The 6063-nt window shown below is 55.0% G+C and carries 8 protein-coding genes and 1 tRNA gene; 4 read left to right on the top strand and 5 right to left on the bottom strand.

From position 1 onward, the window contains the following. A partial coding sequence (locus IV91_RS20040; RefSeq protein ID WP_233418484.1) for a hypothetical protein occupies positions 1-278 on the top strand: 278 nt, incomplete at its 5' end. 14 nt (positions 279-292) lie between these two features. Here the strand turns inward: IV91_RS20040 and arsB are convergent. The 5 genes from arsB to IV91_RS0113320 all read right to left on the bottom strand — a co-directional run bounded on the left by arsB (position 293) and on the right by IV91_RS0113320 (position 4504). Next, a complete protein-coding gene (gene arsB / locus IV91_RS0113340) occupies positions 293-1315 on the bottom strand; it encodes an ACR3 family arsenite efflux transporter (RefSeq protein ID WP_035418296.1) in 1023 nt (340 codons plus the stop codon). Positions 1316-1346: 31 nt separating this feature from the next. Beyond that, the gene (gene arsA, locus IV91_RS0113335; RefSeq protein WP_082783445.1) at positions 1347-3203 is read right to left on the bottom strand and encodes an arsenical pump-driving ATPase; all 1857 of its coding nucleotides are present in this window, start codon (positions 3201-3203) and stop codon (positions 1347-1349) included. 14 nt (positions 3204-3217) lie between these two features. Continuing rightward, the gene (arsD, locus tag IV91_RS0113330; RefSeq protein WP_031599262.1) at positions 3218-3577 is read right to left on the bottom strand and encodes an arsenite efflux transporter metallochaperone ArsD; all 360 of its coding nucleotides are present in this window, start codon (positions 3575-3577) and stop codon (positions 3218-3220) included. A gap of 87 nt (positions 3578-3664) precedes the next feature. Next, a complete protein-coding gene (locus IV91_RS0113325; protein ID WP_031599261.1) occupies positions 3665-4144 on the bottom strand; it encodes an arsenate reductase ArsC in 480 nt (159 codons plus the stop codon). 3 nt (positions 4145-4147) lie between these two features. Further along, entirely contained in the window at positions 4148-4504 is a 357-nt protein-coding gene (locus tag IV91_RS0113320; RefSeq protein ID WP_035418294.1) for an ArsR/SmtB family transcription factor, read from the bottom strand. Between the two features lie 146 nt (positions 4505-4650). Here IV91_RS0113320 and IV91_RS18575 point away from each other — a divergent pair, with 146 nt between their 5' ends. From IV91_RS18575 to IV91_RS0113305, 3 genes are all read left to right on the top strand, one after another. After that, on the top strand, positions 4651-5115 hold the full coding sequence (locus IV91_RS18575) for a hypothetical protein (RefSeq protein ID WP_051862738.1): 465 nt from the start codon (positions 4651-4653) through the stop codon (positions 5113-5115). Then, positions 5102-5545 (top strand): DUF3293 domain-containing protein, encoded by a 444-nt coding sequence (locus tag IV91_RS18570; RefSeq protein ID WP_051862736.1) that lies wholly within the window; start codon positions 5102-5104, stop codon positions 5543-5545. Before IV91_RS18575 ends, IV91_RS18570 begins: the two co-directional genes overlap by 14 nt. A gap of 300 nt (positions 5546-5845) precedes the next feature. Next, positions 5846-5922, top strand: a tRNA-Met gene (locus IV91_RS0113305). Positions 5923-6063: the final 141 nt, after the last annotated feature.

Below are 6063 nucleotides of genomic sequence, written 5' to 3'. Positions count from 1 at the left end.
CGCGCAAGCTGATCGGCCTGATCAGGCGTCGGGTAAAATCGGTAACGATAGGCGCGTTGAATCAACATGACCGTCATTATACAGTGAATTTAAGGCGTAAGTCAAGAACTTTCTCCTTATATCTCCAGCGTAAACGCCGAAGTTTTACGGAGAGGACGATAAAAATCAAGTCTGGGGTGAAACTCAAGGGCAGTCTGTTCTGTATCGTACAGATGCCCCAACAAACTTTCCGATTCTTTGGTACGGGTTCATGTCTGACGGAAATTCTTCCTTTTTGATCGTTAATAGGTCATCAGGCATGACGTTCATACCATGGCTTGGTTGCATTGACCACGCGCACCACCAGCAGCATCACCGGTACTTCAATCAGCACCCCGACCACGGTGGCCAATGCCGCGCCTGAATGAAAGCCAAACAAACTGATGGCAGCGGCAACGGCCAGTTCGAAAAAATTGGAGGCACCGATCAAGGCAGAGGGGCACGCCACATTGTGTTTCTCACCGACCCACCGGTTGAGTCCATAGGCCAGTGCCGAGTTGAAGAGGACCTGGATCAGGATGGGTACGGCCAGTAGGGCAATGACCAACGGTTGTTTCAAGATGGGTTCACCCTGAAAGGCGAAGAGAAGTACCAGGGTCGCCAGCAAGGCAGTTATCGACCAAGGTCCGATTCTGGTCATGGTCGCGTCGAAGGTGGTCTGACCTTTGGATAAAAGCCACTTGCGCCAGAACTGGGCCAACCCCACGGGGATTACAATGTACAGAACCACCGAGGTGATCAGTGTGTCCCACGGTACAGTAATGGCGGAAATGCCAAGCAGGAAGCCTACCAGCGGGGCAAATGCCACAACCATGATGCAGTCGTTTAAAGCAACCTGCGACAGTGTGAAGAGCGGATCTCCCTGGGTTAGACGACTCCAGACAAATACCATTGCCGTGCAGGGGGCAGCGGCCAGCAGGATCAAGCCGGCAACGTAACTGTCGATCTGGTCGGCTGGCAACAGGGAGGCAAACAGGTGGCGGAGAAAAAGCCAGCCAAGGAATGCCATGGAGAAAGGCTTGACCAGCCAGTTCACGAACAGCGTCACACCGATGCCTCGAACGTGTTGACGGACTTCGTGCAGCGCACCGAAGTCTACCTTGACCAGCATGGGAATGATCATTACCCAGATCAATAGTCCTACTGGGAGATTGACCTGGGCCATCTCCATGCGTCCGATGGCCTGGAACAGGCTGGGCTGAATTTGTCCCAGGGCAATACCGGCAAAGATGCAGAGAAAAACCCATACCGTCAGATAGCGTTCGAAAATACTCATGGGTATGCCAGCCGATTCTTTTGGTGTGACGTCACATTGAACAGACAAGGGGGTCTCCGGATTTCGGGTTCTGTTGTAGGAGTGGTTCGATTCTGGGCTCTTTGTCGTCCCGCTTAGAGCCTTCGATGCGCTGATTGATCAGTTCCAGCAGAGAATTCACGCCCACCGGTTCATGTTTCATGAGCGGAACGAGGGCGTAGCGCCGGGCATGTTGGGTGGAGACGGCATGAATTTCACCTAACTCGTTATGTGCGCGTTGCCGCAGCAGGTGCGCGCGCGGGTGTGCTGCAGCAATGCTTTGGTTGACTATCCAGGCCCACGGTTCGATGCCTGCACGGCGCAGGTCGGCTTGCAAGTTGGCAGTTTCCAGCACAGGTGTGGTTTCTGCCCAGGTCACCAGCAGTACCTTTGTTTGCTTCGGGTTTTGCAATTGCATCATCGGCGTCGTGACGTGATGGCCGGTATTCCTCCCTTGCCGAGTGACTTCGCGGTGATAGGCGCCGGTTGCATCCAGCAACAGTAGTGTGTGGCCTGTGGGAGCAGTATCCATGACCACAAATCGCTTGTCTGCTTCTCCGATGATCCGGGAGAAGGCCTGGAATACGGCAATTTCTTCAGTGCAGGGAGAACGCAAGTCCTCTTCCAGCAGGGCACGACCTTCAGCATCGAGTTGGGCACCCTGAGTGTCCATTACATGCTGTCGATGGCGTTCCTTTTCTTCGGTGGGGTCGATGCGACTGACGGTCAGATGGGCCAGCGATTCTTCCAGCGTGTGAGTCAGATGGGCGGCAGGGTCAGAGGTGGTCAAATGAACAGACAACCCCTTGCGTGCCAACCCCACAGCCACCGCCGCCGCCAACGTGGTTTTGCCTACCCCGCCTTTGCCCATCAGCAGGATCAATCCAGGGCCGTCAGCGGATATTTGATCAATCAGGTCGGAGAGGTTGTTGGGGGTATCCCCTGACTCAAATAATTCCACCTCGCCCGAAGGGGCGGGCTCGGGGTGGTGGGTGAAAAAATGCCGCAAGGCCTCCAGGCCCACCAGATTGAAGGGCTTGAGTTCGACGTGAGCACGGGGCAAGGTTGCGAGAATGTCCGGGAGGGTCGCAAGCGCCGCTTGTTCTCGCTGGTGGATGGCTGCAGCCAGTTCATCGCAGGGAAGGGGGGGAGAGGGGAGCAGTCCGTTGATGACGAGGTACTGTTGGGACAAACCAAGGGAAAACAGTTCTTCGGAGGTGCGTGCAGCCTCGCGTAGCGAGGCACGTTGTGCACGGGTTACCAGAACCAGGCGCGTGCGTGCGGGATCAGTCAACGCTCTGACGACGGCCTGATATTCCGTGCGTTGTTTTTCCAGTCCGGCCAAGGGCCCCAGGCAGGATGCATCGCCCTTCCCCGTTTCGAGGAAACGACTCCATGCCCCAGGCAGTTGAAGCAAACGCAGGGTATGGCCGGTGGGAGCCGTATCGAAAACGATGTGTTCATAATCGGCGGTCATGGCAGAGTCCACCAGCAGTGCAGTGAACTCATCAAATGCGGCAATTTCTGTGGTACAGGCTCCCGAAAGTTGTTCCGCGATGGCATTCAGCACTGGTTCGGGCAACACACCACGTACCGGGCCGAGGATGCGTTCCCGGAAAGTCTGGGCCGCTGCCAGCGGATCAATTTCGAGTGCGGCCAGATTGGGGACCGCGGGAATGGTTGTGATGTGGTGTCCGATGCTGACTCCGAATACCTGTCCCACGTTCGAGGCGGGGTCCGTGCTCACCAGCAGTATGGATTTTCCTTCGGTGGCCAGTTGGAGGGCGGTGGCGCAGGCCATCGAAGTCTTGCCCACTCCGCCTTTTCCTGTAAAGAAAAGGAAGCGTGGTGGACGGTCAAGGAACTGCATGGCTATTCCCGGGTTCAGCAGCAGCCACTGTCGGAACAGCAAGCGACGTCAATTTTTGGGGGGAGGGGTTTGGCGATGCCTGCCCAGCGTGCCAACTCGGTCCGGGTGGGGTAGCGACCTGCCAAAGCCACCTCACCGGCCACCAGAATCAGGGGCAAAGCTTCGGGACCCGAGCGTTCCAGAAAGGCTTTGACGGTGGCGTTTTCAGCAAAAGCGAGGGGTTGCTGAGCAAGATTCATGCGCTCGATCTGTGCGCCGTTCTTTATGGCCCAGTCCACGTCTGCGGCGAAAGTCACCAGTGCTTGATCGACTTGAACACCACAAACGCCCGTGCTGCAACACAGAACTGGATCAAAAATATGAATCTTGGTCATGGGGTTTCCTCTCGGAAGTGGTTTTAAATGAGTTCATGAGGCGGCGGCGGTTGCTGCTAAAACAGATTCTTGAAGTTGAGAAGAAAGTCAGGGGATCAAGGTACCGATGCGGTCAAGTTCAGCCTTGAGTTTCGTCTTGTCCCGTTGCAGTTCAGCCAACGGTAACGCCAAAAATGTTTCGATGCGCAAACGTAAAATGCGGTAGGCCGTCATAAATGCAGCGTCGATTTCTTCGTCGCTTCCGGTTGCGTGGGCAGGGTCTTCAACGCCCCAGTGGGTGCGCAGCACAGGGCCGAGGTAAGCCGGACAGGTTTCTCCTGCGGCGCTGGAACATACGGTGATCACGATATCCGGTGGGGTCGGCAGATCGTTCCATGACTTGCTGTGATACTCCGCAGCAGAGATGCCCAGACGGGCGAGTAAAGCCAGGGAGCGTGGGTGGATTTGTCCGGTGGGTCGGCTGCCAGCGCTCATGGCTTTCCAACCGGCGGGGGCCAGGTGGTTGAAGGTGGCTTCGGCTAGGATCGAGCGGCAGGAGTTGCCCGTACAGAGGAAGAGAACATTCATCGGTCAGAACTCGCGAGCGTTGAAGAAAAGAACGGAAGAAGGGGGAGCAGCGCACTGGGGCAGGCATTGCTCGGGATGGCCGGCACAACACTCTTCGGTCAGATAGGCAATCAGGTCCAGCATCAGTGGGATATTGGCTTGGTAGCGCTGAAATCGTCCCTCTTGCGCCACGGTGAGTAGTCCTGCCTGTGTCAGCGACTTGAGATGGAAGGACAGATTGGTGGGAGGAATGTGGAGTGTTGAAGCGATTTCGCCCGCGACCATGCCTTCCCTGCCTTTTTTGACGAGCAGTCGATACACGTCCAGACGCAGGCCGGAAGAGAGTGACTCGAAAATCTTGGTGGCTGTCTTTTTTTCCATGATTCAATCATACAACACAAGTTGAAATAATGAAATGTTTTTTCAGGAGAGTATCCTCAGAGCGGGCGCGGAACGGATCCCAATAGATACTTTCAATCAAGGGATGTTGTAGAATCGAAAAACCTTGACTTAATATATGGATGATCATGAGCCAGCCTATCAAACAGGCCATACAGGTGGCCGGGATTCTCTGGGGAACCCTGTGGATCAGTACGCCGGCATCTGCTTTCGAGTTGGGCGAACCAGGGTATTACGGTCCCGTTGTCGTGGGACCTGGCCCGGTTCCTCAATTGATTTCCCCTCAACCGGTCTGGGTTGCCCCGACACCCTATGGCGTTGCCCCGCCTCCGCCCCTTTATTTGCGCGTTCCTCCCCGGGTGTGGCGTCATTGGCCTAATTTTTGTGTTCAGTATGCCGCCTGTGGGCGACCGGTCTATTTCGTCAGGAATTCCTGGTATCTCGGTGCCTTTGTTCCCTATTATCGTTTGCACCCCGAGTTCTGGCACCGGGAGGGTGGACCCTGGATGCGTGAAGGTCATCCAGAAGGAGAGCGCTGGCGCGAGGGTGACCGTGGGCGCTGGAGAGAGGGGGGAGACCATGAGCATCACTGAGTCGACGACCACCATCTCTCCTGAACTTCTGGCGATTTATCGAAGCAGTAATTACCGGGTGACGGAGAAGGAGGGAAGGGGTTTTGTGATGCATATTGATGAGCCTTCTTCCATGCTCGGTGCATTGATGGAGCGACACGGTGCGCGCAGCGCCGTGTTTGTCAGCGCTTATAATCCGGCCAGCGAACCCCGTACCGAAGCAGAAAACCAGGGGGCTCAGGCGCGTTTGGAACAGGAGATCCGTGCGCAGGGATACCGGATATTCCAGGGAGTGGGAGAAGATCAGGACGGGGGGTGCTCAGGAGAACCCTGTCTTCTGGTTCTTGACTGGCCCCGTGAAAAAGTTTTGGCCCTGGGTCAGGCCTACGGTCAGAATGCGCTGTTATGGGCGGGTACGGATGCAGTGCCGCGCCTGGTCCTGACTCGCTGAACAAAATATTCCCCGAACGGAACTAACCGGCGCGCACAACTTTTCCGCGCGTTCGATAAGTGATGCCGATGCCATAGCGGAAAAGCGCGCAATTTCTTCTGGCTTTCGGGTAGCGATTTTGCAATATTGACCAACTCTTTCGATTTTTCAAAAAAATGAAAAAATAATATTAGCAATTATTTTCAAATGGTTAAAACGTTTTCGAAGCGGTTTTTCAAGAAGGTTCTGAGACAGGATGGCGCAAAGAATTTGACAGACCCGAAAACAATCTGTAAAGTAGCGAACTCTACTCAAGACGGACGCGGGGTGGAGCAGTCTGGCAGCTCGTCGGGCTCATAACCCGAAGGTCGTAGGTTCAAATCCTACCCCCGCAACCAGAAAGAGATTGTTCATTAAAAATTTGATACCGATAGGTGTGGGTACTACAAGGGAGTAATAAATTGTAGTGCTCACGAAGAAATAACCGTTAGGTTACTTTGAGTGGGGTGATGGTGCAGAGATGTGCTGTTACAAAAGAG

The organism is Ferrovum myxofaciens (assembly GCF_000735045.1).
GTDB classification, from domain to species: Bacteria; Pseudomonadota; Gammaproteobacteria; order Burkholderiales; family Ferrovaceae; genus Ferrovum; species Ferrovum myxofaciens.
Note: the sequence above shows the minus strand (reverse complement) of the source record. Positions and strands in the feature narration are given on the sequence as shown.

Coding starts and splice junctions, on each gene's coding strand:
- IV91_RS18575 (WP_051862738.1), top strand. CDS start 4,651: ATGAGCCAGCCTATCAAACAGGCCATACAGGTGGCCGGGATTCTCTGG.
- arsD (WP_031599262.1), bottom strand. CDS start 3,577: ATGACCAAGATTCATATTTTTGATCCAGTTCTGTGTTGCAGCACGGGC.
- IV91_RS0113325 (WP_031599261.1), bottom strand. CDS start 4,144: ATGAATGTTCTCTTCCTCTGTACGGGCAACTCCTGCCGCTCGATCCTA.
- IV91_RS18570 (WP_051862736.1), top strand. CDS start 5,102: ATGAGCATCACTGAGTCGACGACCACCATCTCTCCTGAACTTCTGGCG.
- IV91_RS0113320 (WP_035418294.1), bottom strand. CDS start 4,504: ATGGAAAAAAAGACAGCCACCAAGATTTTCGAGTCACTCTCTTCCGGC.
- arsA (WP_082783445.1), bottom strand. CDS start 3,203: ATGCAGTTCCTTGACCGTCCACCACGCTTCCTTTTCTTTACAGGAAAA.
- arsB (WP_035418296.1), bottom strand. CDS start 1,315: ATGAGTATTTTCGAACGCTATCTGACGGTATGGGTTTTTCTCTGCATC.